This window comes from Synechococcus sp. CS-603 (assembly GCF_977929215.1).
Genome location: NZ_OZ376778.1, coordinates 629,489 through 653,939, shown reverse-complemented (window position 1 = coordinate 653,939; position 24,451 = coordinate 629,489). Strand labels below are relative to the sequence as shown.

The window sequence follows — 24,451 nt, the reverse complement described above, 5'->3', positions numbered from 1 at the left end:
CCAGCGGCCCTGCGGCTGCCAGCGACGGACTCGATACCGTAACGCGGCACCGTACCCCGTCAGTCCAGACGCCTCAGTACAGCTGGATCCGCACCGCCTCGGACACGGTCGGGATATCGGGCTCCTTGCCGCGTACGCACTGGACCACGGCGAACAGCACCAGCAGCAGGGTGCCGAAGAAGACGGTGTTGCTGAGCGTGCGCAGGGCGAAACTGCCGCCGAGCGGAGCCAGCAGCAGCCGGAATGCCAGGGACAGCAGGATCAGCACGATGTCCAGCAGGATCGCCTGCAGGACGTTGAAGCGGATGAAGTAAGGGACGCGCTGGTTGCGCACCACCCCCAGGAACAGGGCCAGGAACAGCAGGAAGCCGCCGAACGGCACCAGCCGCTGCAGGCTGAGCAACGGCAGGGCCGGCAAGACCGTCCACTGCAGGGCCGGGAAGAGCGTGAACAGCGATTCGCCGAACATCACGCCGTCGCTCCACGGCAACAGGTAGGCCAGCAGCGCCAGCAGGCGTTGCCAGGGGGGAATTTGCATTGAGGCAGACCGCGTCTTCCAAGGTTAGGGGTCGTGCCCGAGCTGGTTGAGGGCGGCCTGCCGCATCGCTGCCACCGGAACGGTGGTTTCGTCGCCGGCGGCGGCCAACCAGAGCCGTAGCGCTGCGGCTCCCTGCTGCACCAGCATCTCCAGGCCGTCCAGACTTTGGCAGCCACGCTCGCGGGCTTCCCGCAGCAGGCGACTCGGCCGCGGCGTGTAGATCAAGTCGTAGACAAGGGTCTCGGGGCGCAAGGCCTCCAGCTCCGCTGGAGCCAGCGGGCAGGCGTCAGCCGCCATGCCCACCGGGGTGGTGTTCACGACCAGATCGGCTGCGGCAAGGGCCGGCAGCAGCAGCTCGCTGGTCCAATTAAGGCCGCGCAGTTGGGGGGCCCAGGCCTGGCAGCTTGAGAGGAAGGCTGCGCGCCGTTGGGGGTCGCGGGCGGCCAGCTCGATCACCTCCAGATTCCGCTCCACCAGACCCGCCACCACCGCCCGGGCACTGCCGCCGCAGCCCAGCACCAGCGCCCTGGCTCCGCTCGGCAGGTCGCCCAGGGGGGCCAAAAAGCCCTCCACATCGGTGTTGGCCCCGAGCCAGCCCCCTTCGGCGCGGCGCACCAGGGTGTTCGCCGCGCCCAGTCGCTCGGCCAGCGGTGTGAGCTCGGCCGCGGCCGCCGCCGCCGCCTGTTTGTGCGGCAGGGTCACGTTCAGACCACGGCAGCCCAGGGCCTCAAGACCCCGCAGGGCCGTGCCCAGCTCCGCTGCGGCCACCGGAAAGGCCAGGTAGCGCCAGTTCAGGCCCAGCTCAGCGAGGGCTGCGTTGTGCATGGCCGGCGAAAGTGAGTGAGCCACCGGATCGCCGAGAAGCCCCACCAGGGCTGTCTGGCCTGAAATCGAAACGGGCATGAATCCTGGCGCTCTGCCGCGACTCTGCCGCGATCAATGGGCGGCACGGTACGGCAGCGGTTCGGAAACCACCCCTCGCCTCAGATGGCCTCTGCTGATGAGGATGCAACGGAAGGAACTCATTCGATCCAAGCGGGGAAGCACCCATGGGCAAAGTTGTAGGCATTGATCTCGGCACCACGAACAGCTGCGTGGCGGTGATGGAGGGCGGCAAGCCCACGGTGATTGCCAACGCCGAAGGCTTTCGCACCACCCCGTCGGTGGTCGCGTACACCAAGAACCAGGACAAGCTGGTGGGTCAGATCGCCAAGCGCCAGGCGGTGATGAACCCGGAGAACACCTTCTATTCGGTGAAACGGTTCATCGGCCGCCGGGTGGATGAGGTGAACGAGGAATCCAAAGAAGTGAGCTACGGCGTCGAGAAGGCCGGCTCCAACGTGAAGGTGAAGTGCCCGGTGCTGAGCAAACAGTTCGCGCCTGAGGAAGTATCAGCAGAAGTGCTGCGCAAGCTCGCCGAAGACGCCGGTAAGTACCTCGGTGAAACTGTCACCCAGGCGGTGATCACCGTCCCCGCCTATTTCAACGACTCCCAGCGTCAGGCCACCAAGGACGCCGGCAAAATTGCCGGCCTCGAAGTGCTGCGGATCATCAACGAGCCCACGGCGGCCGCTCTGGCCTATGGCCTCGATCGCAAGAGCAACGAGCGCATCCTGGTCTTCGACCTCGGCGGCGGCACCTTCGACGTCTCGGTGCTGGAGGTGGGCGATGGCGTATTCGAGGTGCTCTCCACCAGCGGCGACACCCATCTGGGCGGCGATGACTTCGACAAGGTGATCGTCGATCACCTGGCTGCCACCTTCAAGAGCAACGAAGGCATCGACCTGCGCCAGGACAAGCAGGCCCTGCAGCGTCTCACCGAGGCAGCCGAGAAGGCCAAGATCGAACTCTCCAGCGCCACCCAGAGCGAGATCAATCTGCCGTTCATCACGGCCACGCCGGAAGGCCCCAAGCATCTCGATCTCACCCTGACGCGGGCCAAGTTCGAGGAACTGGCCTCCAAGCTGATCGATCGCTGCCGCGTGCCGGTGGAGCAGGCCCTCAAGGACGCCAAGCTCTCCACCAGCGAGCTTGATGAAGTGGTGATGGTGGGCGGCTCCACCCGCATCCCCGCCGTGCTCGAACTGGTGAAGCGGATCACCGGCAAAGGCCCGAATCAAACCGTGAACCCCGACGAAGTGGTGGCGGTTGGCGCCGCCATTCAGGGCGGTGTGCTGGCCGGTGAGGTCAAGGACATCCTCTTGCTGGATGTCACGCCGCTCTCCTTGGGTGTTGAAACCCTCGGTGGCGTGATGACCAAGATGATCACCCGCAACACCACGATCCCCACCAAGAAATCGGAGACCTACTCCACGGCTGTGGATGGCCAGACCAATGTGGAGATTCACGTGCTCCAGGGCGAGCGTGAGCTGGCTTCTGACAACAAGAGTCTCGGCACCTTCCGCCTCGATGGCATTCCGCCTTCCCCCCGCGGCGTGCCCCAGATCGAAGTCACCTTCGACATCGACGCCAACGGCATCCTCAGCGTCACCGCCAAGGACAAGGGCAGCGGCAAGGAGCAGAGCATCTCGATCACCGGCGCCTCCACCCTCGGCGAGAACGAGGTGGAGAAGATGGTGAAAGATGCTGAGGCCAATGCCAGCGCCGACAAGGAGAAGCGCGAGCGCATCGACCTCAAGAACCAGGCCGAAACCCTGGTGTACCAGGCCGAGAAGCAGCTCGGCGAGCTCGGCGACAAGGTGAGCGCTGAAGACAAGGGCAAGGTGGAAGGCTACTCCACCCAGCTCAAGGAGGCGATTGCCCAGGAGGATTACCCCACGATCAAAACCGTGTTGGAACAACTCCAGCAGGCCCTCTATGCCGCCGGTGCCTCGGTGTACCAGCAGGCGGGTGCCGCCGCCGATGGAGCCGCAGCCAACGGGACGGGCGACAACGGCAGCTCGGCCGGCAGTGCCGGCGCGGCTGAGGATGTGATCGACGCCGAGTTCACCGAGAGCAAGTGATCCCGGCCTCGATCTGGTCAGTGACCCACTGGGCGCTGGCCGGCGCCAGCAGGATGCCGTTGCGGTAGTGCCCGCAGGCCAACACCAGCCCCTGCTCGAGCACCTCGAGCAGGGGCGCCGGTCTGCCGATGGGCCTGGCGCGAAGCCCTTGCCAGCGGCTCACCAGTTCGGCCTCACGCAGCCAGGCGGGCGCTTGACCACCGAGCTGAAGCAGTGGTTCCAGGCTCTGGGGATCGGCGACTTGTCCCGGCTCCAACGTGGCCCCCAGCCACAGCCTTCCATCCGGCCTAGGGATCAGGTTCACCCCTTGCCACACCACCGCCCCCGGCCAGTGCGCGAAGGCCGGGGCGCCAGCCGGGAGCTGCAGCTCCACCGCCTGGCCGAGCACCGCCTCCAGGGGGCGTTCATGCCCCAGGGGCTCCAGCAGTGCCGGGGTTGAAAGCCCGCTGGCCAGCACCACCCAGCTGGCTTCAAGGGTTTCACCGCCTTCCAGCTCCACCTGCCAGTCAGCGCCGGCGAGGCGCCCCAGGCGGACCACGGCCCCATGGCGCAGTTCCAGGCCTGCGCGTTGGCCATCGCTGCGGAAGGCCCGCATGGCTTCAAGCGGATCCAGCTGGCCGTCCCGGGGGGAGAACAGGCCGCACAAGGCGCCAGCAGGCAGCGATGGTGTCAGGCGCCGCAGCTGCTGCTTGGACCAGAGTTCGAGGGGCAGGCCTGCCTGCTGGCGTTCGTGCGCCAACCGTTGCAGGCGGACCTCCTGCTCGGCTGTTGCGGCCAGCAGCAACAGGCCGGCCTGGAACGACAGGGGCAGGCCCTGGGCTGCCAGATCCGCCGACCAGCGGCGCCAGAGATCAAGGGATTGCTGACGCAATCGCCAGGCCCGCCCGCTGGCGCGATGGAAGACATCGCCCATGAACACCCCGAGGGCGGCACTGCTGCCGCTGCCTGCGGGCTGGGGCCCGGCTGCTGCCGGGTCCACGAGTGTCACGGCATAGCCAAGGCGCTGCAGCCTCCAACTGCTGGCCAGGCCGACGATGCCGGCGCCGATGACCAGCACGCGGTCACGGTCGCGACGGTTGCCGATCACCATGCCAACCGATGGCCCGACTCGCTCAGGAGATGCCGTCGGCGTGCAGCACTTCGCCGTAGTTGCCGAAGCCGCTGGCCACCTTGATGTAGGCCTTGCGCAAACGCTCGCCGTCCTGGAGGCGGGCCGACTCGTCGAGTTCAGCCAGGGCGCCCTTGAGTCTGGCGGCCAACTTGTTGGCCTCGGGGCGGTCGGCGGGCAGCAGGCGTTGGTTGATGTAGAGCATCTGGCGCCCCACTTCCTGCATCGGTCCGTGGATCAAGTTGCGGGTGAACACCCAGTTGCGTTCGTTCACCAGCTCGGCCAGCTCGGGCAGCCGGTCTTTGGCGGCAAGGAAACCTTCGGCCTGGCGCTGGATCGTCGCCAGATCCTCGGCGCTGATCGTGGGGGCTTTGGCCTGGGCGCCGCCGCAGGCGGTGAGGCCGAACGAGAGCACCACGGCCAGACAGAGAAGGGCGATTCGCTTCAACAGGGCAGCCATGGCGTCTGAGACGGTCGGCGGGACTTTAGGCCGGCTCCGGGCGGGCACAATGCCGCTTTGGCGAGCCGATGCGGCGATGAGCACCCCAACGGCGATCCTCCAGTTGATCTGCCCGGACCGGCCAGGTCTGGTCAGTGCGCTCTCCGGTTGGGTGGCCGCCAATGGCGGCAACATCCGCCATGCCGATCACCACACCGATGCTGGGGCCGGTCTCTTCCTCAGCCGCATCGAATGGCAGCTTGAGGGTTTCGGCTTGCCCCGCGACGCGATCGCCCCAGCCGCGCTGGCCCTGGCCGAGCGACTCGGCGGCGAAGGCCAGCTCCACTTCTCTGATTCCCTGCCCCGGGTGGCGATCTTTGTGGGCAAGCAGGACCACTGCCTGGTGGATCTGCTCTGGCGCACCAAGGCCGGTGAACTGCCGATGCAGGTGCCGCTGGTGGTCTCCAACCATCCCGACCTCAGGCCTTTGGCGGAGACGTTCGGTGCTCGCTTCGCCCATCGGCCGATCTCTGCGGCCAGCCGGGAGGAGGGCGAAGCGGCCCAGTTGGCCCTGCTGGCCGAGGAGGGCATCGAGCTGGTGGTGCTCGCCAAGTACATGCAGGTGCTCAGTCCCACCTTCCTGGCCGGCTGCCCACCGGTGATCAACATCCACCATTCCTTCCTGCCGGCCTTCCAAGGGGCCCAGCCCTACCAACGGGCCTGGCAGCGCGGCGTCAAGCTGATCGGAGCGACGGCCCACTACGTGACCGAGGAACTCGATGCCGGGCCGATCATTGAGCAGGCCACCGTGGCGGTGAGTCACCGCGATGAGGTGGAGGATCTGATCCGCAAGGGCCGCGACAGCGAACGGCTGGCCCTGGCCCGCGCCCTTCGGGTTCACCTGCGCCGCCAGGTGATGGTGTACGGAGGCCGCACGGCGGTGTTCTCCTAAGCGATGGCGCGGCCTGACCCTGGTGCTGTTCTGCGTCGTCTCGACAGCACCAGGCCCGAGGCGGCCTCGCCACTCGGCTGGAGGTGCTTTCAGCTCGGGATGTTCCTGCTTGCCAGCAGCGCCCTGCTCGGTGGTCCGCTGCTGCTGATCGCCCTGGTGCTCGGCGGCCGCGGGCGCCAGCCGTTCCTGGCCGACCGGGTCAACGCGGTGCTGCTCTTGCTGGCGGCCCTGATGCTGCTGGGCGGCTTCACGGCCAGCAGCGGCTGGCTGGCCTGGGTGGGCCTGGGCAACTGGCTCCCATTCTTCTGGGCCTTCTGGGGATTTCAGCCCTACCTGGGCGAAGCGCAGGCCCGCCGCCGGGTGGCGCTCTGGATACTGGCTGGCACGGTGCCGGTGATCCTCACCGGCCTGGGCCAGCTCTTCTGGGGCTGGAGCGGACCCTTCCAAAGCCTCGGTGGCCTGATCATCTGGCACCTCAAGGCAGGCGGCAACCCCACGGGTCGGCTGGCGGGCCTGTTCGATTACGCCAATATCGCCGCGGCCTGGCTGGCCCTGGCCTGGCCATTCGCCCTGGCGGCCCTGATGCAGCCCCGCCAGGTGTGGCCGCGCCGTCTGGCGGCCCTGGCCGTGGCCAGCTCCCTGGTGGCAGCCCTGGCGCTCACCGATTCGCGCAATGCCTGGGGGGCCCTGGTGCTGGTGTTGCCGATCGTGGCCGGTCCAGCCAACTGGCTGTGGCTGCTGCCCCTTTTGTTGCTACTGCTGATTCCTGTGGGCTTGGCCAGCCTTTCCGGTGTGCCAGCAGCCATCCAGCAACCGGCCCGGAGCCTGGTGCCCGATGGCATCTGGGGCCGGTTGAGCGATCTCACCTTCGCAAGCGAGCGCCCCCTGGCGATCACCCGGCTGAGCCAGTGGGGTGTGGCGCTCCAGCTGGTGGCGGAGCGCCCCTGGCTGGGCTGGGGTGCGGCCGCGTTCAGCGTGATCTACCCGCTGCGCACAGGCTTCTGGCATGGCCATCCCCACAACCTGCCGATTGATCTGGCCCTGAGCCATGGCCTGCCGGTGGCGCTGCTGCTGGTCGGGCTGGTGGCCTGGTTGCTGATCCGCTCCGCCCAGCGGGGCATGGCCACCGGAGCGGTTTTCGAGCGGGCCTGGTGGGCGGCGGCGTTGGTGCTGGTCGCGCTCCATGCCACCGACATGCCGCTCTACGACAGCAGGATCAATGTGGTGGGCTGGATTCTGATGGCGGGGATCAGGGCGACCCTTCTGCAGCCATCACAGCCGGCGCAGCGGTGAGGCCAATGGCGAGGGCGTCGCGGTGATGGCCGGCCAGGGTGGCTTTCGGCAGGGGGCCGTCGAGATGGTCCCAGGGGAGAACCCGATCGGGGCTCCAGCTGGCGTGGATCACCTCCTGCCAGGCGGGCAGAGGGGCTGATCCGGGCGCTGGCGTTTCGGCGGCCACGGCGCGATAGGCCTTCTTCCAGCCCCCCAGGGTGTTGTTGTTGCCACGCACCGCAGCAATCACGGCCGCCAGACGGCGATCGCTGCGCGAGAGCAGCGCCTGGATGACGCTCCAGCCATAGCTCTCGGGGCGGAGCGCGATGCCTTTGGGTTGGAGCCGCTTGGCCAGCAGCTTCAGCCGTTTCTCTGCCTCCGGCCGCACCCCCTCCCACTGGAAGGGGGTGTGGGCCTTGGGCACGAAGCTGCTCACCCCCAGCGACAGGCGCAGACCTGGGGTGGCGCCCTTGAGCGCGATCAACAGGGCGGCGGTGGCCTCGATGTCGTCGTTGGTTTCGCTGGGCAAACCGGCCATGCCATAGAGCTTCAGGCCGCTCAATCCGCCTTCTTTGGCGTAGCGGGCGGCCGCGAAGATCTCCTCGCTCTCCAGCTTTTTGTTGACCACCCGCCGCAGGCGCTCGCTGCCGCTTTCGATCGCGATCGTCAGCGATTTGCTGCCCCGCCGCGCCAGGATCCGCCCCAGCTGGGGGGTCACCGTGGCGGCGCGCACCGAGCTGACGCTCACCCGGGTGTCCTCGAAGCGGTCGCCATCGAGCCAGCTCAGCAGGTCGGCGAACTGGGGGTGCTGGGTGACGGACGCTCCCAGCAGCCCCAGGCGCTGGGTGGCGACTAAGCCCTTCTCCACCGCCGGGATCAGGCCGTCATCAAGGCTGGGGGTGCGGAACGGCAGGGTGAGGTAGCTGGCCAGGCAGAAGCGGCAGAGCTCCGGGCAGCTGCGAACCACTTCCACCATGTGGATCGAGGGCCAGGCCGCTTCCGGCGTGATCACCATCGAGTGGCTGAGGGTGTTGCCTCGCCAGGTCTGCTTGGCCACCCGGGCCGGGATGCCGCTGCCGATCGGCTCGACGCCCAGCAGCTGGCCGTCGCTGCTGTAGCGGGGGGCATAGAGCGCCGGCACATAGACGCCCGGCACCGCCGCCAGGGCTCGCAGTCGCTCGGCCCGGGGCGCTCCCCGGTGGGCCTGGACGGCATCGATGAAGGCGGGCAGCAGCAGCTCGCCGTCCCCGAGCAGCAGCACATCGAAAAAGGGCGCGAGCGGCTCGGGGTTGGCGGTCAGCACCGGCCCGCCCCCGAACACGAGCGGATCGCGCTCGCCGCGCTCGCTGCTCCAGAGCGGGATGTGCTGACGCTCGAGAAAATCGAGCAGCACCGGGGCATCAAGCTCCCAGCTCAACGACAGCCCGAACAGATCGCAGTGGCGGTGAGCCGGATCGCCCTGGTCGGTGAACAAACGCCGCACGTCGAGATCACCCCGGCTGGCCAGGGCTGCCCAGACCACCTGGTAGCCCAGGCTGGTGATCCCGACGGTGTAGGTGCTGGGGAAGGCCAGCACCGCCTTGAGCGCATCGGCGGCCGGTTGGGCCGGCTCGAATAGCAGGATCTCCTGGTTCAGGGGTTAGCCGAAAAGGGTCGGCCTTCCAGCGTGTCACCCCATCGGGCTAGCTGCCCATCAGGGAGGAGAGCGGTCCGAGCAATCCACTGATCGCAGCGGAGGCAGGCCCGGCGTCCGGCTGCCCACCGCTGAAGGTGCTGATCAGGGTGTTGGCGGCGTTTTCGATGGCGGGGAACTTGTCGCCAGCCAGGGGCTTGATCACCGGTGAAGCCTTCTCCCAGAGCGGCTTGAAGCCGGCCATCGTGGCGCTGGCTTTGTCCAGATTGCCAGCCTCCACTTCGCTGCGTCCTTCCTGGAGCATGTCGATGACTGGATTGACGGCGGGGGCCAGGGCCGTCTGTGCGGCCCCGCTGGCGGCCGTCTGGCCTGCATCACCCATCTTGTCACCAGCCTGTTTCATGGACTCCTTGGTGCCGCTGCAGCCGCCAAGGGCCAGAGAGCCGGCGGCGGCGAGGAGGACGGTGTAGGTGCCGAGAAGCCGAGGCCATGCAGTCATAAGGAAGGCAATCTTGTGTCCAGAGCAACCTACCGATCCCTGTGGGATTCACCCAGCGGGTTCGCTCTTCTTTGGAATTGGTCATGATCAACACAGATCGTTCCGCGCAGGCCGTCCCGGCCTTTCCACTCAGCTGCGAGCCCCATGGCTGGCGACGCTCAACAAGCCACGCCCCATCAGAGCTTTCTGGGCGGCAGCGGCACTGAGGGAAGGGTGAGTTCCTTTGTGCCAATGGTCCCGCTGGAGGGTGGAGGTTCGCGCCAGGGAGGTCCCAGGGAAATCAGGCGTTCGAAGATCGAATGCTTGTGAAACACCCGGGCCATCAGAAAGCTGCCCAGGCAGGCCACCATCAACGGTTTGAGGATCAACAGATCCTTGGTGAGGGCGAAGGTGAGGAACATGGCCGTCATCGGTGTGCGCGCGCAGGCCGCCATGAAGGCCCCCATGCCGGCAAACACCACGGTGCTGGGGGCCTGACCGCCCCACTGCTCGATCAGACCGGCGGCGGCCAGGCCAAGGGCACCGCCCAGCGTCAGCATCGGCGCGAACAGTCCGCCGGGGGTACCGGCGGCGGCGGCCAGACCGGTGCTGAAGAACAGCACCACAAAGATCGCCAGGGCACGGGAAATGTCCACGTCGCCTTCCACCACCACCTGGCGGATGCCGGCGCGGTTGATGAAGTCAGTCGGCAGCAGCGCGTCGACCAGTCCGATCAGCACGCCGGTGCAGGCCATGCCCGCCGCCAGTGGCACCTGCCATTGGCGGCGTAGCCGTTGCAGCACCACCACGAAGCGGCAATAGGCCTCGGCGGCGAAGGCCACCAGGCCTCCGAAGCCGAACAGCACCACCAGATCGATCGGCAGCACCTGGATGAACGGCAACACCTGGCGCTCCAGCTCCAGGCTGCCGCCTGGATTCCAGCCGCTGGCCGTCGGTCCCAGTCCGGCCAGGCCCAGCAGGTCGGCCCAGGTGTCGGCCCAGAAGGTGGTGACCAGCACCAGCAGCATCACCACCGGGCGGGCTCCTTTGAGCAGTTCCTCGATCGTGTAGAAAAAGCCGGCGATCGGGGCATTGAAGACAGCGGCAATGCCGGCGCCGCCACCGGCGGCCACGATCATGCGCAGGAAGGAACTGGGCGCCTTGATCCAGCGCGCCACCTGCCAGCCCATCGAGCTGCCCATCTGAATCGAGGGGCCTGAAGGGCCAAGGGGGAAGCCGCTGCCGATCGCCACGATGCTGGCGATCAACTTGACCACGCCCACCTGCAGCCCCATCGGAATCGGCTGCCGGCGCAGGTACTGGATCACCTGGGGGATGCCGGAACCCTGGGCTGCCGGGGCCAGGGTCTGCACCAGCAAACCGCCGATCAAGCCGCCAGCGCCGCCGATTGCCGGCAGCAGCAGCAGGGAAGGTCCAAGCTCAAGCAACTGCAGCCGGGCCCGGCCGAGGTTGTCGAGGCCGAGTTTGAGGAACAAGCCGGCGGTGGCGGCACCCAGACCGGTGAGCATCAGGGCCAGGACCACGGCCAGCCACTTGTTCTCGAGCAGCCGCCGGATCGTGACGGTCTGAAGCCGTTGCTGCTCAGGTTTGGTCCGGCCGCTGGCTTTGGCGTGCATCAGGGGCCCGCGCCTCCCCTCAGACCTCCGCCAGCACGTTGGCCTGCTCGGCGCTGCTCAGCACCCGGCCCTCGTCACCGAAGCCCTCGATCTGATCGAAATTGAGGTAGCGGTAGAGATCGGCCGCCAGCGGATCGATCTTGGCGGCCGCGATCTCCAGGTATTCGGCCGGGGTGGGGATGTGGCCCAGCAGGGCGCAGACGGCGGCCAGTTCGGCGCTGCCCAGGTACACCTGGGCGCCGTTGCCGAGGCGGTTGTTGAAGTTGCGGGTGCTGGTCGAGAACACGGTGGTGTTGTCGTCGACGCGGGCCTGGTTGCCCATGCAGAGCGAACAGCCGGGCAGTTCCATGCGGGCGCCGCCGGCCTCGAAGATCGCCGTGTAGCCCTCCGCCCGCAGCATCTCGTCGTCCATGCGGGTGGGCGGGCAGACCCAGAGCCTGGCCTGGCTGCTGCCGGCCCCCTTGAGCACGGTGGCGGCGGCCCGGTAGTGGCCGATGTTGGTCATACAGGAGCCGATGAACACCTCATCGATCGCTGCACCGGCCACCTCCGAGAGCAGCTTGACGTTGTCGGGATCGTTGGGGCAGGCCAGCACCGGCTCGGTGAGGTCATCGAGGTTGATCTCGATCACTTCGGCGTACTCGGCGTCGGCATCGGCGGCCATCAGCTGGGGATCGGCCAGCCAGGCCTCCATCGCCCGCAGCCGCCGCGCCATCGTGCGGGCGTCGTCGTAACCGCGGGCGATCATGTTCTTGAGCAGGGCCACGTTGCTGCTGAGATACTCCGCCACCGTGGCCTCGGAGAGCTTGATCGTGCACCCCGCGCAGGAGCGCTCGGCGGTGGCGTCGGTGAGCTCAAACGCCTGCTCCAGCTTGAGATCGGGCAGGCCCTCGATCTCCATGATCCGGCCGGAGAAGACGTTGACCTTGCCGGCTTTGGCCACGGTGAGCAGCCCCTTCTGGATCGCCACATAGGGGATCGCATTCACCACATCGCGCAGGGTGACGCCGGGCTGGAGCGAGCCGGTGAACCGCACCAACACCGATTCCGGCATGTCAAGCGGCATGGCGCCGATGGCGGCGGCAAAGGCCACCAGGCCAGAACCGGCCGGGAAGGAGATGCCGAGCGGGAAGCGGGTGTGGCTGTCGCCGCCGGTGCCGACGGTGTCGGGCAGGAGCATGCGGTTCAGCCAGCTGTGGATGATGCCGTCGCCGGGGCGCAGGGCGACGCCGCCGCGGGAGCTGATGAAATCGGGCAGTTCGGCGTGGGTTTTCAGATCCACCGGCTTGGGGTAGGCGGCGGTGTGGCAGAAGCTCTGCAGCACCAGATCAGCGGAGAAACCGAGGCAGGCCAGCTCCTTCATCTCATCGCGGGTCATCGGCCCGGTGGTGTCCTGGCTGCCCACGGTGGTCATCAGTGGCTCACAGCTGGTGCCGGGCCGCACGCCGCTCAGGCCGCAGGCCTGGCCCACCATTTTCTGGGCCAGGGTGAAGCCTTTGCCCGTTTCAGCCGGCGCCGACGGGCGAATGAACAACTCCGAGGGCGGCCGGCCCAGCTGGGTTCGCACCTTGTCGGTGAGTGAACGGCCGATCAGCAGGGGGATGCGGCCGCCGGCGCGCACCTCATCGGCGATGGTGCTGGGCTTGAGCTCAAAACGGGCCACCACCTCACCGGCGTTGGCCTCGCCTTCGGCCCGCTCGATCGTGCCGACGTGGGGGCGGATCGTGATCACATCGCCCGAGTTCAGCGCCGAGACATCGCATTCGATCGGCAGGGCGCCGGAATCCTCGGCGGTGTTGAAAAAGATCGGGGCGATCTTTCCGCCCAGGATCACGCCCCCCCCACGCTTGTTGGGCACATGGGGGATGTCGGTACCGGTGTGCCAGAGCACCGAGTTGATCGCTGATTTGCGCGAGCTGCCGGTGCCGACCACATCGCCCACGTAGGCGACGGGATGGCCCTTGGCCTTGAGCTGCTCGATCAGCTTGAGGCCGCCGGGCATGCGGGTCTCCAGCATCGCCATGGCGTGCAGCGGGATGTCGGGGCGGGTGGTGGCGTGGGTGGCCGGGGAGAGGTCGTCGGTGTTGGTCTCGCCCTCCACCTTGAACACGGTGACGCTGATGGCTTCGGGCAGCCCGGGCCTGGCGGTGAACCACTCGGCCGCGGCCCAGCTCTCCACCACCTGCTTCGCCCAGGGGTTGCTGGCGGCGAGCTCAAGTACGTCGTGGAAGGCGTCGTAGACGAGCAGGGTGCGGCTCAGGCCCGTGGCCGCCTCGGCGGCGATGGCGGCATCGGCGTGGCTCAGCAGGCCGACCAGGGCACTGACGTTGTAGCCGCCGATCATGGTGGCCAGCAGGCGGGTGGCCTCGATCGGGCTCAGCAGCGGGCTGACGGCCTCGCCCCGGGCGACGGCGTTCAGCCAGGTGGCCTTGACATACGCCGCCTCATCCACCCCCGGTGGAATCCTCTCGCTGAGCAGATCGAGCAGCACGGCGTCCTCGCCGGCGGGGGGTTGCTCCAGCAGGGCCGTCAGGGCCTGGGTCTGGGCGGCCGTGAGCGGCAGGGGCAGGACACCTTGGGCCTCGCGCTCCGCCGCCTCCTGGCGGTAGCTGGCCAGAAGGTCGAAGGGGGCAGAGGTGACGGCCTGCATTCCAATCCAATGTTAGGAGGCCCCATTCTCGCCCCCGTTTTGACAGAGGTGGTCGTCATCGCTGCCAATACGGGGGTGTTCTGACTGTTTAGGCTGGATGATCCGTCCACGGTTCTCGAGCGCGACCGGCATGAACCCCACCTCTGACCTGCATGTGGTCGAGACCCGGCCGCTGGTCGCTCCCGCTGTCCTGCACCGTGAACTGCCCCTTTCGCCCGGAGCCGCCGCCACCGTTTCAGGGGCGCGGGAGCGGATCAAGGCGATCCTGCATGGCCGCGATCCACGGCTGCTGGTGATCGTCGGCCCCTGCTCGGTCCATGACTTAGGCGCCGCCCGCGAGTACGCGGCCGCGATCGCCGAAACCCAGCGGCTCCATCACCAGCAGCTCGAGGTGGTGATGCGCGTTTACTTCGAGAAGCCGCGCACCACCGTGGGCTGGAAGGGGCTGATCAACGATCCGCACCTGGATCACAGCTACGACATCAACACCGGTCTGCGCCTGGCCCGTGGCCTGCTGCTGCACCTCGCTGAGCTGGGTCTGCCGGCGGCCACAGAACTTCTTGATCCGGTGGTGCCCCAATACATCGCCGATCTGATCAGCTGGACGGCCATCGGTGCCCGCACCACCGAAAGCCAGACCCACCGGGAGATGGCCTCGGGACTGTCGATGCCGATCGGCTTCAAGAACGGCACCGATGGCAGCGTGCTCACAGCGATCAACGCCATGGAAGCGGCTGCCCGCCCCCATCATTTCCTTGGCATCAGTCAGCTGGGCCATGCCGCCATCGTTTCCACCACCGGCAACCCTGACGGCCACCTGGTGTTGCGCGGCGGCAAAGGCGGCAGCAACTATCACGGTGAGGCCGTGGCCGCCGCTGCCTCCAGCCTGGCCAAAGCCGGCCTGCCGCCTCGGTTGATGGTGGATTGCAGCCATGGCAACTCCAACAAGGATTACCGGCTCCAGGCTGAGGTGCTACGCCAGGTGGCCCAGCAGGTGCGCCAGGGCTCCTCGCCGGTGATGGGGCTGATGCTCGAAAGCCATCTGGTGGCCGGCAACCAGGCGATCGCTTCGGACCGCTCCACGCTCACCTACGGCCAGAGCATCACCGATGCCTGCATTGATCTGGCTACCACCCAGGCGCTGCTCAAGGAGCTGGCCGAGGCGGTGGCGGAGTTGCAGGCGGCCTCGCTGGCCCCGGTCTGAACTCTTTTTGGCACTCGCGAGTTGTGATTGCCAGGTTTAGTTTGACTGCAACAAAACGTTCTGGCTGAACAGCTCTTTGCTGGGGATTGCTTAAGTTTCGCCCATCCTTTCGCTGGGTGATTGGACGATGGCCTATCTCCTTCAATTCTGTGGACTCTCAGAGCCACTGCAGATCTTTTATCTCGAGCAGAGTGCCGCCGCAACGCCACAATCCGGTCCGGTGTTTGCCGGCTTCCGTCCCTTCCAGCTCGACGACCTGCTCGGCTGGGCCCAGGCCTCCTGCCAGCGGCGGGGCTGGGACGCCGAGGGGATCGAGAGCACGGTGCTCAATGTCTGGATGGAGCGGGCCGAGGTGATCCGCCAATGGCAGTGGCGTCTGCGTCAGGAGCCAGCCGATCGCCTGCTGGTGGCCGGCCTCGGCACCCACGACGATTGGCAGAACCGCTGTGAACGCATGCTTCAGGCCTGAGCCGCCAGCCAGGCCCAGAGCAGGCCGGTGATCACCGGCACGCTCAGATTGTCGAGCCCGAGGACGGCGACCTGCTCCAGCAGTGTCGCCACTACAGCGATCCCCGCCAGGCTGGCGGTGGGTAGCTCCGCGCTCCCCAGGTCGATGGCGGCCCGCAGGGCCAGCAACACGGCCAATCCGACCAACGCCATCGTGGTTGTGCCTAGCAGCGATTTGCGCTGCCCCCAGACCCTCCAGCTCCAGGAGGGGATCGCCGCTCCCAGCAGGCCGGCAAGGCCGTCACCGAGGGCCATCACCAGCACCCCGGCCGCGACGGCATCGGCGTGGAGGGGCCAGAAGAGGCCGAACAGCAGGGTGATCGCCGCTCCATAGGCCACCGTGCCGTAGCTGGCGCGGCCCACATCCTCAATGGCCGGCAGGAGGCGAAAGCGGTGGTTGAGGGCCGTGATCAGGGTGACCAAGGCCGCGGCAGGCAGGGCGATCCAGCGATCGATTCCCAGGGCCCAGGCGATCAGCACCACCGGCCCGGTGCCGATGTGCAGCAACTTCCGGCTCCATTCCCGTTGCTGCGGCCAGAGCCAGCGCACGCCGAGGGCCGCAGCGACCACGGCAGCAAGCCAAAGGGCCACGGCTCCCACACCAAGCACCTGCTGGCTCCAGCCAGCCAGGCCAGCCCACCAGCTCTGCAGGGCCAACAGCCTCAGGCGGCCTGCTGGTAGCTGCTCATCAGCCGCAACTTCATGATCGCCTTGGCTTCGAGCTGCCGCACCCGCTCGCGCGAGACATTGATCGTGCGACCGATCTCCGCGAGGGTGAGGGGCTCGGCGCCCTCCAGACCGAAGCGCAGCTTGAGGATCTTCTGTTCCCGTTCATTGAGCTGGGACAGCCAGGCGCCTAAGTGCTCCTTCTGGAGGCTGCGATCCATTGAATCCATCGGCTCGTTGCTGGCCGGATCCGGAATCAGTTCTCCCAGGGTGCTGCGGTCTTCGTCGCCGCGGGCGTGGGCATCAAGGGAGGCGCAAGGAGCGCTCTGGGTGATCAGATCCTCCAGGTCCTTGGGCTCGATGCCCATGGCATGGGCCATTTCGAGTCGGTTGGGTTGGCGCCCGAAACGATGGGAGAGCTCACGGGTGATCCGCCGCATCTTCGAGAGCTTTTCACTGACGTGAATCGGCAGGCGGATCGTGCGGGCGCTGTTGTCGATTGCCCGGGTCATGCCCTGGCGGATCCACCAATAGGCGTAGGTGGAAAATTTGTAGCCCATGGCGGGATCGAACTTATCGACGGCACGCTCGAGGCCGATCGCCCCTTCCTGCACGAGATCCATCAGATCGAGACCCTGGTTCTGATATTTCTTGGCCACGCTGACCACCAGACGCAAGTTGGCGGCCATCATCCGGGTGCGGGCGCGCGTGCCCATCCGAATCTGATGGTGCTGGCGCCGGGTGAGGGTGTCGGGGGGAAGGGCTTGCAGCACCTTCATACCTTGGACATGATGGGCCAGCTCGATTTCTTCCGCCGCCGTGAGCAGGGGTACCCGACCGATCGTGCTGAGATACCAGCCAATCGAATCGGCGCTTAACCGTCCACTCGTCCGTGACTGACCCACTTTGGCTGACGGCTTGTCGTCATCACCCTTGTCTGCGTTTGCAGCCGTGAGTCTCGGAGGTGTCCCCATCACCTCATGCTCCGTAAGTTATCGGCGGAACTTAGCAGATATGCGTTGCTTTCAGCGTTTCAAATCAGAGACTTTTGAGGGGAATGTGAACAGATCGCCCCTGATCCTTCGTCATCAAATGAAATTCTCCGCAAGCTGATGGCTGGACCGCAGGGCTGGCGAGCAAAATACCTGCAAAAAATCTCTTCGTGAGAGATCTTCTCTGACCGCAACGACCAAGCTGAACGATCAAACTGATCCATCAAACTGATCAACCAGCTGAACGGCCGAGAACAGCCATGCCGCCCCAGGGCCTGGATCAGGCTTCAGCCAGGAGCCCCTTCCGCCAGTTCTTGATCAGATCGAGCTGGGCACTGTGCGGCTCACCCTCCGGTTGGCGTTGTTGGAAGCTGCCGTCGCTCTGCATGTCCCAGGCGGCGCAGTTGTCGGCGAAATAGGCCTCCAGCAAGCGCTCCAGCTGGGCCCTGAGCCTGGGATCATCCACCGGCGCCACGGCCTCGACGCGCCGGTCGAGGTTGCGGGGCATCCAGTCGGCACTGCCGAAGAAGATCTCCGGTTCGCCATTGTTGCCAAACCAGAACAGGCGGGAGTGCTCAAGGAAGCGGCCGATGATGCTCTGCACCCGGATGTTGTCGCTGACACCGGCCACCCCTGGCCGCAGGCAACACATGCCACGGATCAGCAGATCGATCTGGACGCCCGCCTGGGAGGCTTCGTAGAGCAGGGCAATGATCCCAGGATCCACCAGCGCATTCATTTTTGCCCTGATCGCGCCCACCCCGCCGGCGCGGGCATGGCCGATCTCCCGCTCGATCAGGGCCTCCATCCCCTTGCGCAGGGTGACAGGGGCCACCAGAAGCCGCCGGAAGCTCTGCTGTTTGGAGAAGCCTGTGAGGTAATTGAACAGTTCCACCAGGTCCTGGCCGAGTTCCTGACGGGCCGAGAGCAGGCCGATGTCGGTGTAGAGGCCGGAAGTTTTGGAGTTGTAGTTGCCGGTGCCGATGTGCACGTAGCTACGCAGGCGTTCCTTTTCCTTGCGCACCACCAGCATGATTTTGGTGTGGGTCTTCAGACCCAGAACGCCATAGACCACATGCACGCCGGAGCGCTCCAGCTGGCGGGCCCATTGGATGTTGTTGTCTTCATCGAACCGGGCCTTGAGTTCCACCAGGGCCATCACCTGTTTGCCGTTCTCGGCCGCCCGGATCAAGGCGGAGACGATCGGTGAATCCTTGGAGGTGCGGTACAGGGTCATCTTGATCGCCAGCACCGAGGCGTCGTCGGCGGCCTGGTTAATGAACTCCTCCACCGATGTGGCGAACAGTTCGTAGGGGTGATGCAGGAGCACATCGTTGCGGCGGATCACCGAGAAGATGCTCTGGAACTCTTCGGGCTTGATCGAGCCGTCCTCCAGCTGACTCTTCTGGGCCTGCACCAGCGCCGAGGCGGTACGCCCCAGGTGCGGTTTGTCCTTGAGTTCAGGCAGGGGGAGCGAGAGCAGGCTCATCAGGTCGTCGAGTCCGAGCGGCCCCTGGACGCGATAGAGGTCTTCGGGCTGGATGTCGGTGGCCTCCACCAGCCGCTCGACCACCTCATCGGGCATTTCATTGGCCACCTCAAGGCGCACCACCTCACCACCACGGCGGCGTTTGCGCAGACCTTCCTGGAGCGCCTCCATCAGGTCGTCGGCTTCGAGATCCCGCAGCTCCAGGTCGGCGTCACGGGTGACGCGGAAGAAGTAGTGCCCTTCGATCGTCATGCCGGGGAAGAGGAGCTGCATGTTGAAAGCCACCACCTGCTCCAGCGGCACGGCGGTGTACAGCGGCTTTGGTTGACGGCTGCTCAGCTCGGCGGGGATCTCGACGAAGCGAGGCAGGTTCTTCTGCGGAATCTTCACCCGGGCGAACTGTTGCTGGCCGGTGTCGGGGTCGAGGATCAGGGCGGCCACGTTCAAGCTGAGGTTGCTCATGAACGGGAAGGGGTGGGCCGAATCCACGGCCAGTGGTGTCAGCACCGGGAAGATCGCCATCCGGAAATACTGATCCGTCCATTCTTTCTGTTTTTTATTGAGCCGTTCGTAGTCGACCAGCTGGACGCCCTGGTCGGCGAGTTGATGCTTGAGGTATTGGCGGTAATGAACCTGTTGTTTCTCCAGCAGTGGCCTGAGGGTCTTCTGGATCTCGAGAAGTTGCTGCTGGGGGGTGAGGCCGTCGTCACTGAGGGCGGTCACGCCAGCCTCCAGCTGTGACTTCAGCGAAGCCACCCGCACCATGAAAAATTCATCGAGGTTGTTGCTGAAGATGGCACTGAACTTGGCCTGCTCCAGCAGGGGTGTCTGTTCATTCAGCGCCTGGGCCAGCACCCTGCTGTTGAAGGCGATCCAGCTCAATTCCCGGTTGATGTAGAGCTCCGGGGCCACCACTTGATCGCTCATGGGGACGAACAGGCCTTTGCGGATCACGCAGGCAAGGTAGCAATCAGATTCCGCCTGGCTCGGCAGGGAGCTGCTTGGCCACCAGCAGGGCCACGCCCACCAGCAAGGCCGTGCCCAGCCAGAACGGACTTTTCTGACCCAGCAGCTCATAGGCCACTCCGGCCAGCGGCGGCCCGATGAAGCTGCCCAGGCTCTGCAGACCCTGGAGGCTGCCGAGGGCAGCCCCCTGGCCGGAGCCATCGAGGCGGCGCGACACCAGGCTGCGCAGGCAGGGGGTGACCAGGCCGGTGCCTGCCGCCAGGATTCCCACGGCGATGAACACCAGCGGCTGGGCGTTGGCGGGGGTGGCGAGCGGCACCAGCAGGCAGCCGCTGATCACCAGGCCAAGCCCGACCAGGGTGAGGCGCCCTTCGCCGAAGCGCTGCACCAACGGCCCGATCAGGGCGCCCTGGACCAGGGTGGCGACCACGCCCACTACCAGAAAGGCGGTGGCCGAGAGGCCCGGGCCCCAGCCGAAGGCCTGTTTGAAATAGAGCACCAGCACGGCGGTGAAGCCGCCGAAGGCCAGGAAAAACAGAAAGAAGGCCGCGCACAGCCGCCGCACCCTGGGGTTGCCGAACACCCGCTGGAGCTGCACCAGCGGGCTGAGGTCCCGCTTGCGGGGCAGGGCCAGGCGGGCCGCCGGCGGCAGGGTCTCCGGCAGCACCTTCACCACCAGCACCAGGTTGAGGATCGCCACGCTCACGGCGACGAGCAACGGCAGGCTGATGTCGATTTCCGCCAATACCCCGCCCAGCGCCGGACCGAGGATGAAGCCGAAGCCGAAGGCCACACCGATCAGCCCGAAGGCCCGGGCCCGCTGCTGGGGCGGGCTGATGTCGGCCAGCACGGCCCCGGCGGTGGCGGCGGTGCCGCCGCTCACCCCATCGATCAGGCGGGCGGTGAACAGCAGCGGCAGCGGCCAGAGGCTGCCGGCCGGCCAGTCGAGCGACACGGTGAAGGCGAACAGGCCCAGGCCCAGCACCGAGCCGGTCACGCAGGCGGTGATCACCGGTTTACGGCCGAAGCGATCGCTGAGGGCGCCGATCAGGGGCGTGAACAGGAACTGGGCCAGGGCGTAGCAGCCCGCCAGCAGGCCGAGGGTGCGCGCATCACCCGTGAAGCTGGCCAGCAGGAAGGGCAGCAGCGGAAAGACGATGCTCTCGCTCAACCGATCGTTGAGCAGGGTGAGGAACGCGCAGAACAAGGTGGAGGGCTGAGGCCGGCGCAACAGGGGCTCCCCGCGGTCGTGGCTCACCTTCCCATGGGACCTGGGCCCCGATGCAGCAAGCTCGTGGCAGCGGCAGCAAGGCCTTGGCCGAACACCTCGATCCGCCCACCCAGCTCAGCCATCTCAACGCCAGTGGCGAAGTCCACATGGTGGAGGTGGGCGATCGCCCCGCCACCCACCGCTCTGCCGTTGCCGAGGGCTTCCTGGCCATGGCCCCGGAGGTGCTGGCGCTGGTGATGGAGGGCCGTGCCCCCAAAGGTGACGTCCTGGCGGTGGCGCGGGTGGCGGCGATTCAGGCGGCCAAGCGCACCTGGGAGCTGATTCCCCTCTGTCATCCGATCGCGCTCACCGGCCTGGAGGTGCGCATCGAGCCCAGTGCCGATGGCTGCGGACTGCGGCTGGAGGCCAGCGCCCGCACCAACGCGCCCACCGGCGTCGAGATGGAGGCCCTCACCGCCGTTCAGGTGGGCCTGCTCACCCTCTACGACATGGTCAAATCCGCCGATCCCGCCATGACGATCGGCCCGGTGCGCCTGCTGGAGAAAGCAGGGGGACGCCATGGCCCCTGGCGCCATCCCGACGCCGTGGGCTCCCGTGCCTGAAGTGCCGTTGGCGATGGACCCTGGCTCGCGTGAGCCGTTCCCCCGCGAAGGCCTGCCCCTGGCTGAGGCCCGCCAGCGCATCCTGGCCGCGCTCCAACCCCTGGCGGGCCGCGAACAGGTGCCGCTGGAGGCCGCGCTCGGGCGGGTCACGGCCGAGCCCGTGCTGGCGCTGGAGGCGGTGCCGGGGTTCAGGGCCTCGATCATGGATGGCTATGCCATTGCCGAGCTGGAGGCTCCAGCGGTTGGAGCGCTGTGGCAGCTGGTGGGTCGATCCGCCCCCGGTGCCCCCTTCCAGCGCGATCGAGCTCAATCGGGTGATGAATCAGCTGATCCATCGCTCTGCGATGTGTTGCGGCCCGGCGAGGCGATCCGCATCCTCACCGGCGCCCCGCTTCCGGCCGGGGCCCAGCGGGTGTTGCCCCAGGAGCTGGTGGAGCGGTTGGCCGGTCCGGGCAGCGGGGAAGGCAGCGGCGCAGAGGCTCTGACCTTGAAGGGGGAGTTGGGCCGCAACCCCTGGATCCGCGCCGCCGATGAGGAGGCCGCGGCCGGCGAAGAGCTGCTGCCCGGTGGTCACCGCCTGGGCCCGGCTGATCTCGGCCGCCTCGCCAGTTGCGGTGTGGCCCAGCTCGGCGTGCGCCCTCGGCCCCGGGTGGGGCTGTTGATCAGCGGTGATGAGTTGGTGGCGGCCGGCCTGGCCCGGGGCCCCGGCCAGATCTGGGAGAGCAACGGCGTCCTGCTGGCTTCCCTGCTGGCCCGGCTGGGGGTGGTGGTGGCCGAGCGGCGGGTGGTGGCCGATGATCCGGCCCTGTTGCGGCAGGCGCTCAGCGAGCTGGCGGCAGCCGCTGATGTTGTTGTGAGCACCGGTGGCGTTTCGGCCGGCGACACCGATTGGATCCGGCCGCTGTTGGCGGAACTCGGAGCGGTGGACTTCTGGAAGTTGTTCCTGCGGCCGGGTCGGCCTTTCGCCTTCGGCCAGCTGGGCGGCAAGCCCTTCTTTGGTTTGCCGGGCAATCCGGTGGCGGCGGCGATCACGGCGTTGCAGCTGCTCTGGCCCGCCCTGCAGCACCTCGAGGGGGCGCCGGTGGAATTGCTGCCGCGGCTGAAGGTGCGCCTGGCCGCGCCGATCAGGCGCTCGGCGGGCCGGCCCGAGTTGGCGCGCGCCCGGCTGCTGGTGGGGCCAGACGGTGAGCTTCAGGCGTCGGTGGAGGGCAGCCAGGCCTCCTCCCGCATCGGTTCGCTGCAAGGCGCCGACCTGCTGCTGGAGATTCCTGCGGAACAAGGCGGCCTGGAGGCGGGCACGGAGCTCTGGGCCCAGCTGCTGCGCCTGCCCCTGTTCTGAACTGTGCTTAAAGGGGCGTGTTGCCTTCGATCCAGCGGCCGCTGCTGCCGATCCACTCCCGCTTCCAGAACGGGGCCTCGTGCTTGAGCGCCTCCAGCAGCTCCTGGCAACCGCGCTGGGCCGGGCCACGACGATCGGCGCCCACGGCCACCAGCACCAGCGCCTCCCCCGGCAGCGCCCGCCCCACCCGGTGTTCCACCAGGGCGTGGATGAGGCCGTGGCGTGCCGAGACGGCAGCGGCGAGGTGTTCAATCTGGGCCTCGGTCATGCCGGGGTAGTGCTCCAGTTCGAGCGCGTCGAGGGGTTCGCCGGCGGCGTTGATGCCGCGGACCCGGCCGATGAAATGGGCTTCGGCGGCAGCTCTTTGTCGGGATGGTTCTGGCGGGCTGCTTGGATCCAGCTCCAGCTCCAGCTCCAGGTGCCGCTGCCAGGCGGCCAGGGCGGCGAGTGGATCGAAGGCGTCGTGGTGGAGTCGGACCCGCAGTGCCATGGCCTCAGCCTCCGCTGATCGGGGGCAGGAAGGCCAGCTCGTCTCCGGCCTGCAGCGGTTGATCCAAGCTGGCGAAGGCCTGGTTGATCGCGACGCGCAGGCTGGCGGGCAGGGCGCCATCGTCCTTGGCGGCCGTGCCCCCGAGCTCCAGCTGCCACCAGAGGTCGGAGGCGGTGGGGTGGGGCTGGCCAGGAGTGAGCGCAATGGAGCGTTCGCTCCAGCCGGCACGTTCCCGCAGGGCGGCGAACAGGCGCACGCGGATCTGGCCGTGTTGCAGGGGGCCCGTCAACGGCTGGCCACCATCACCCGGTGGCGGTGGTCGGAGGCCACGCGGCGGATGCGGCGGAAGCCGGCGTCCGCCAAGGCCGCGGGCAGATCGAGGCGGAAATAATCCTCCAGGTAGGGCTCGGTGCTCTTGAGCAGGGTGGCCAGGGGGGCGGGCATCGCCCGGATCACCTCCGATTCCGGATCCTGATCCACCAGGGCCACGACGCCATCGGGCCGCAACAGCCGGGCCGCCTCAGACAGCACGGCGCGGGTGGCCTCGCCAGGCAGCTCATGGCAGACGAACTGCAGGGTGATCAGATCGACGCTGGCGCTAGGCAGTCCGCTGGCTTCGGCGGCGGCGTGGTGCCAGGCTTCGATCCGGCCGCCTGCATCGCGCACCCGGGCCACGGCCAGCATCTGGGGGGAGAGGTCGAGGCCGCTGACGGCCACGGAGCTTCCCACGCGCGTGTCAAGCCAATCCTTGAGGGCGAGGGTGCCGACGCCAACGGAACAACCGACATCGAGAGCCTGGCGCACCGGACCCGTGAGGCTCGGCTCGATCGCGGCAAAGATCGCGTCCCGCATCCGCGCCTGGGCGGCCTCAGCGCTCAGTGCTTCCTCTTTCCAGACCCGCAGCGCCACCGAGGCGGTGGCTTGCTCGGCCTCACAGGCGGCGGCCCAGCAGAGGTTGCCATCGGCGTAAGCGTGGAAGCGGGCCCGGTAGTAGGCGGGGGTGCTGACCCCGGCGCTGGTGCTCTGCTCCAGCAGGGGTTCGGCCTGGCGCTGCAGCGCGTCGCGGCGGGCCCGCCAGGGAATTCCCCGCCGCTCGGCGGTGCGGATCATCATCCGCCGCGCCTGCAGAAACAGCAGTTGCCGCAGGGGCTCCACTGCCAGCACACGGGCGATCAGCCAGCCCAGGGGCGTGCGGTCGTCGACCCAGTTCGGTGGTGTGCTGGCTGAGACAGCTGGCGGTGAGCAGGGGTTCATCGGAGCGGTGGTCGGGGACGCTTGGTTTGCCTCTCCCCATG

Annotated in this window: 22 protein-coding genes; 7 read left to right on the top strand and 15 right to left on the bottom strand. The window is 67.3% G+C overall.

Annotation, left to right across the window (positions count from 1 at the left end; genetic code table 11):
• Positions 1 to 73: 73 nt before the first annotated feature.
• Together ACXMDM_RS03455 and ACXMDM_RS03450 are read right to left on the bottom strand one after the other, a co-directional pair.
• The gene (locus ACXMDM_RS03455) at positions 74 to 538 is read right to left on the bottom strand and encodes a Tic20 family protein (RefSeq protein WP_071800612.1); all 465 of its coding nucleotides are present in this window, start codon (positions 536 to 538) and stop codon (positions 74 to 76) included.
• Positions 539 to 562: 24 nt separating this feature from the next.
• Positions 563 to 1,441, bottom strand: a complete 879-nt coding sequence (locus ACXMDM_RS03450) for a shikimate dehydrogenase (protein ID WP_071800611.1) — start codon at positions 1,439 to 1,441, stop codon at positions 563 to 565.
• 146 nt (positions 1,442 to 1,587) lie between these two features.
• On the opposite strand from ACXMDM_RS03450, the gene dnaK reads away from it, so the two are divergent.
• On the top strand, positions 1,588 to 3,501 hold the full coding sequence (gene dnaK / locus ACXMDM_RS03445; protein ID WP_071800610.1) for a molecular chaperone DnaK: 1,914 nt from the start codon (positions 1,588 to 1,590) through the stop codon (positions 3,499 to 3,501).
• Here the strand turns inward: dnaK and ACXMDM_RS03440 are convergent.
• Complete coding sequence (locus ACXMDM_RS03440; protein ID WP_071800609.1) at positions 3,485 to 4,591, bottom strand: NAD(P)/FAD-dependent oxidoreductase; 1,107 nt, start codon at positions 4,589 to 4,591, stop codon at positions 3,485 to 3,487. The genes dnaK and ACXMDM_RS03440 overlap by 17 nt on opposite strands.
• A 22-nt stretch (positions 4,592 to 4,613) precedes the next feature.
• Positions 4,614 to 5,069 (bottom strand): photosystem II protein PsbQ, encoded by a 456-nt coding sequence (gene psbQ / locus ACXMDM_RS03435; protein ID WP_071800608.1) that lies wholly within the window; start codon positions 5,067 to 5,069, stop codon positions 4,614 to 4,616.
• A 76-nt stretch (positions 5,070 to 5,145) separates the two neighbouring features.
• Between psbQ and purU the strand changes: the two genes are divergently transcribed.
• Together purU and ACXMDM_RS03425 are read left to right on the top strand one after the other, a co-directional pair.
• Positions 5,146 to 6,000 carry a formyltetrahydrofolate deformylase gene (gene purU / locus ACXMDM_RS03430; protein ID WP_071800607.1) on the top strand — a complete coding sequence of 285 codons (855 nt, stop codon included), beginning with the start codon at positions 5,146 to 5,148 and terminating at the stop codon, positions 5,998 to 6,000.
• A 3-nt stretch (positions 6,001 to 6,003) separates the two neighbouring features.
• Positions 6,004 to 7,293: an O-antigen ligase family protein gene (locus ACXMDM_RS03425; protein ID WP_071800606.1), complete on the top strand. Its 1,290-nt coding sequence runs from the start codon at positions 6,004 to 6,006 to the stop codon at positions 7,291 to 7,293.
• On the opposite strand, the gene ACXMDM_RS03420 is transcribed toward ACXMDM_RS03425, so the two are convergent.
• From ACXMDM_RS03420 to acnB, 4 genes are all read right to left on the bottom strand, one after another.
• On the bottom strand, positions 7,250 to 8,848 hold the full coding sequence (locus tag ACXMDM_RS03420; RefSeq protein WP_259722712.1) for a B12-binding domain-containing radical SAM protein: 1,599 nt from the start codon (positions 8,846 to 8,848) through the stop codon (positions 7,250 to 7,252). The genes ACXMDM_RS03425 and ACXMDM_RS03420 overlap by 44 nt on opposite strands.
• 106 nt (positions 8,849 to 8,954) lie before the next feature.
• The gene (locus ACXMDM_RS03415; protein WP_071800604.1) at positions 8,955 to 9,404 is read right to left on the bottom strand and encodes a hypothetical protein; all 450 of its coding nucleotides are present in this window, start codon (positions 9,402 to 9,404) and stop codon (positions 8,955 to 8,957) included.
• 176 nt (positions 9,405 to 9,580) lie between these two features.
• Positions 9,581 to 11,020 carry a ClC family H(+)/Cl(-) exchange transporter gene (locus ACXMDM_RS03410; protein ID WP_162922853.1) on the bottom strand — a complete coding sequence of 480 codons (1,440 nt, stop codon included), beginning with the start codon at positions 11,018 to 11,020 and terminating at the stop codon, positions 9,581 to 9,583.
• A gap of 19 nt (positions 11,021 to 11,039) precedes the next feature.
• A complete protein-coding gene (gene acnB, locus ACXMDM_RS03405; protein WP_071800603.1) occupies positions 11,040 to 13,670 on the bottom strand; it encodes a bifunctional aconitate hydratase 2/2-methylisocitrate dehydratase in 2,631 nt (876 codons plus the stop codon).
• A 130-nt stretch (positions 13,671 to 13,800) separates the two neighbouring features.
• Between acnB and ACXMDM_RS03400 the strand changes: the two genes are divergently transcribed.
• Both ACXMDM_RS03400 and ACXMDM_RS03395 read left to right on the top strand, forming a co-directional pair.
• Positions 13,801 to 14,874, top strand: coding sequence for a 3-deoxy-7-phosphoheptulonate synthase (locus ACXMDM_RS03400; RefSeq protein ID WP_071800602.1), 1,074 nt, complete (start codon positions 13,801 to 13,803; stop codon positions 14,872 to 14,874).
• A 127-nt stretch (positions 14,875 to 15,001) separates the two neighbouring features.
• Positions 15,002 to 15,343 carry a hypothetical protein gene (locus ACXMDM_RS03395; RefSeq protein ID WP_071800601.1) on the top strand — a complete coding sequence of 114 codons (342 nt, stop codon included), beginning with the start codon at positions 15,002 to 15,004 and terminating at the stop codon, positions 15,341 to 15,343.
• Here ACXMDM_RS03395 and ACXMDM_RS03390 read toward each other — a convergent pair.
• From ACXMDM_RS03390 to ACXMDM_RS03375, 4 genes are all read right to left on the bottom strand, one after another.
• Entirely contained in the window at positions 15,334 to 16,032 is a 699-nt protein-coding gene (locus tag ACXMDM_RS03390) for a diacylglycerol/polyprenol kinase family protein (RefSeq protein WP_233831288.1), read from the bottom strand. The two genes, ACXMDM_RS03395 and ACXMDM_RS03390, sit on opposite strands and share 10 nt — an antisense overlap.
• Before the next feature lie 11 nt (positions 16,033 to 16,043).
• Positions 16,044 to 17,021 (bottom strand): RpoD/SigA family RNA polymerase sigma factor, encoded by a 978-nt coding sequence (locus ACXMDM_RS03385; protein WP_071800600.1) that lies wholly within the window; start codon positions 17,019 to 17,021, stop codon positions 16,044 to 16,046.
• Positions 17,022 to 17,319: 298 nt separating this feature from the next.
• Entirely contained in the window at positions 17,320 to 19,455 is a 2,136-nt protein-coding gene (gene ppk1, locus ACXMDM_RS03380) for a polyphosphate kinase 1 (protein WP_071802052.1), read from the bottom strand.
• A 43-nt stretch (positions 19,456 to 19,498) separates the two neighbouring features.
• Positions 19,499 to 20,725, bottom strand: a complete 1,227-nt coding sequence (locus ACXMDM_RS03375; RefSeq protein WP_071802051.1) for an MFS transporter — start codon at positions 20,723 to 20,725, stop codon at positions 19,499 to 19,501.
• Between the two features lie 146 nt (positions 20,726 to 20,871).
• On the opposite strand from ACXMDM_RS03375, the gene moaC reads away from it, so the two are divergent.
• Both moaC and ACXMDM_RS03365 read left to right on the top strand, forming a co-directional pair.
• Positions 20,872 to 21,327 carry a cyclic pyranopterin monophosphate synthase MoaC gene (moaC, locus tag ACXMDM_RS03370; RefSeq protein WP_499570354.1) on the top strand — a complete coding sequence of 152 codons (456 nt, stop codon included), beginning with the start codon at positions 20,872 to 20,874 and terminating at the stop codon, positions 21,325 to 21,327.
• A 13-nt stretch (positions 21,328 to 21,340) separates the two neighbouring features.
• Entirely contained in the window at positions 21,341 to 22,666 is a 1,326-nt protein-coding gene (locus ACXMDM_RS03365; protein WP_145536868.1) for a molybdopterin molybdotransferase MoeA, read from the top strand.
• A gap of 7 nt (positions 22,667 to 22,673) precedes the next feature.
• On the opposite strand, the gene ACXMDM_RS03360 is transcribed toward ACXMDM_RS03365, so the two are convergent.
• From ACXMDM_RS03360 to ACXMDM_RS03350, 3 genes are read right to left on the bottom strand one after another with little or no spacing between them, the layout of a single operon-like run.
• Positions 22,674 to 23,156, bottom strand: coding sequence for a molybdopterin synthase catalytic subunit (locus tag ACXMDM_RS03360; RefSeq protein ID WP_071800598.1), 483 nt, complete (start codon positions 23,154 to 23,156; stop codon positions 22,674 to 22,676).
• A 4-nt stretch (positions 23,157 to 23,160) separates the two neighbouring features.
• A complete protein-coding gene (locus ACXMDM_RS03355; protein WP_233831186.1) occupies positions 23,161 to 23,445 on the bottom strand; it encodes a MoaD/ThiS family protein in 285 nt (94 codons plus the stop codon).
• Positions 23,442 to 24,410, bottom strand: a complete 969-nt coding sequence (locus ACXMDM_RS03350) for a class I SAM-dependent methyltransferase (RefSeq protein ID WP_071800597.1) — start codon at positions 24,408 to 24,410, stop codon at positions 23,442 to 23,444. Before ACXMDM_RS03350 ends, ACXMDM_RS03355 begins: the two co-directional genes overlap by 4 nt.
• Between the last annotated feature and the right edge of the window lie 41 nt (positions 24,411 to 24,451).

Excerpts from the sequence above, each read along its gene's own strand:
- acnB (WP_071800603.1), bottom strand. The coding sequence starts at position 13,670 with ATGCAGGCCGTCACCTCTGCCCCCTTCGACCTTCTGGCCAGCTACCGC.
- ACXMDM_RS03395 (WP_071800601.1), top strand. The coding sequence starts at position 15,002 with ATGGCCTATCTCCTTCAATTCTGTGGACTCTCAGAGCCACTGCAGATC.
- ACXMDM_RS03350 (WP_071800597.1), bottom strand. The coding sequence starts at position 24,410 with ATGAACCCCTGCTCACCGCCAGCTGTCTCAGCCAGCACACCACCGAAC.
- ACXMDM_RS03415 (WP_071800604.1), bottom strand. The coding sequence starts at position 9,404 with ATGACTGCATGGCCTCGGCTTCTCGGCACCTACACCGTCCTCCTCGCC.
- moaC (WP_499570354.1), top strand. The coding sequence starts at position 20,872 with ATGGTGGAGGTGGGCGATCGCCCCGCCACCCACCGCTCTGCCGTTGCC.
- ACXMDM_RS03425 (WP_071800606.1), top strand. The coding sequence starts at position 6,004 with ATGGCGCGGCCTGACCCTGGTGCTGTTCTGCGTCGTCTCGACAGCACC.
- ACXMDM_RS03360 (WP_071800598.1), bottom strand. The coding sequence starts at position 23,156 with ATGGCACTGCGGGTCCGACTCCACCACGACGCCTTCGATCCACTCGCC.
- ACXMDM_RS03440 (WP_071800609.1), bottom strand. The coding sequence starts at position 4,591 with ATGGTGATCGGCAACCGTCGCGACCGTGACCGCGTGCTGGTCATCGGC.
- dnaK (WP_071800610.1), top strand. The coding sequence starts at position 1,588 with ATGGGCAAAGTTGTAGGCATTGATCTCGGCACCACGAACAGCTGCGTG.
- ACXMDM_RS03400 (WP_071800602.1), top strand. The coding sequence starts at position 13,801 with ATGAACCCCACCTCTGACCTGCATGTGGTCGAGACCCGGCCGCTGGTC.
- purU (WP_071800607.1), top strand. The coding sequence starts at position 5,146 with ATGAGCACCCCAACGGCGATCCTCCAGTTGATCTGCCCGGACCGGCCA.
- ACXMDM_RS03455 (WP_071800612.1), bottom strand. The coding sequence starts at position 538 with ATGCAAATTCCCCCCTGGCAACGCCTGCTGGCGCTGCTGGCCTACCTG.
- ACXMDM_RS03365 (WP_145536868.1), top strand. The coding sequence starts at position 21,341 with ATGGACCCTGGCTCGCGTGAGCCGTTCCCCCGCGAAGGCCTGCCCCTG.
- ppk1 (WP_071802052.1), bottom strand. The coding sequence starts at position 19,455 with ATGAGCGATCAAGTGGTGGCCCCGGAGCTCTACATCAACCGGGAATTG.
- ACXMDM_RS03385 (WP_071800600.1), bottom strand. The coding sequence starts at position 17,021 with ATGGGGACACCTCCGAGACTCACGGCTGCAAACGCAGACAAGGGTGAT.
- psbQ (WP_071800608.1), bottom strand. The coding sequence starts at position 5,069 with ATGGCTGCCCTGTTGAAGCGAATCGCCCTTCTCTGTCTGGCCGTGGTG.
- ACXMDM_RS03410 (WP_162922853.1), bottom strand. The coding sequence starts at position 11,020 with ATGCACGCCAAAGCCAGCGGCCGGACCAAACCTGAGCAGCAACGGCTT.
- ACXMDM_RS03450 (WP_071800611.1), bottom strand. The coding sequence starts at position 1,441 with ATGCCCGTTTCGATTTCAGGCCAGACAGCCCTGGTGGGGCTTCTCGGC.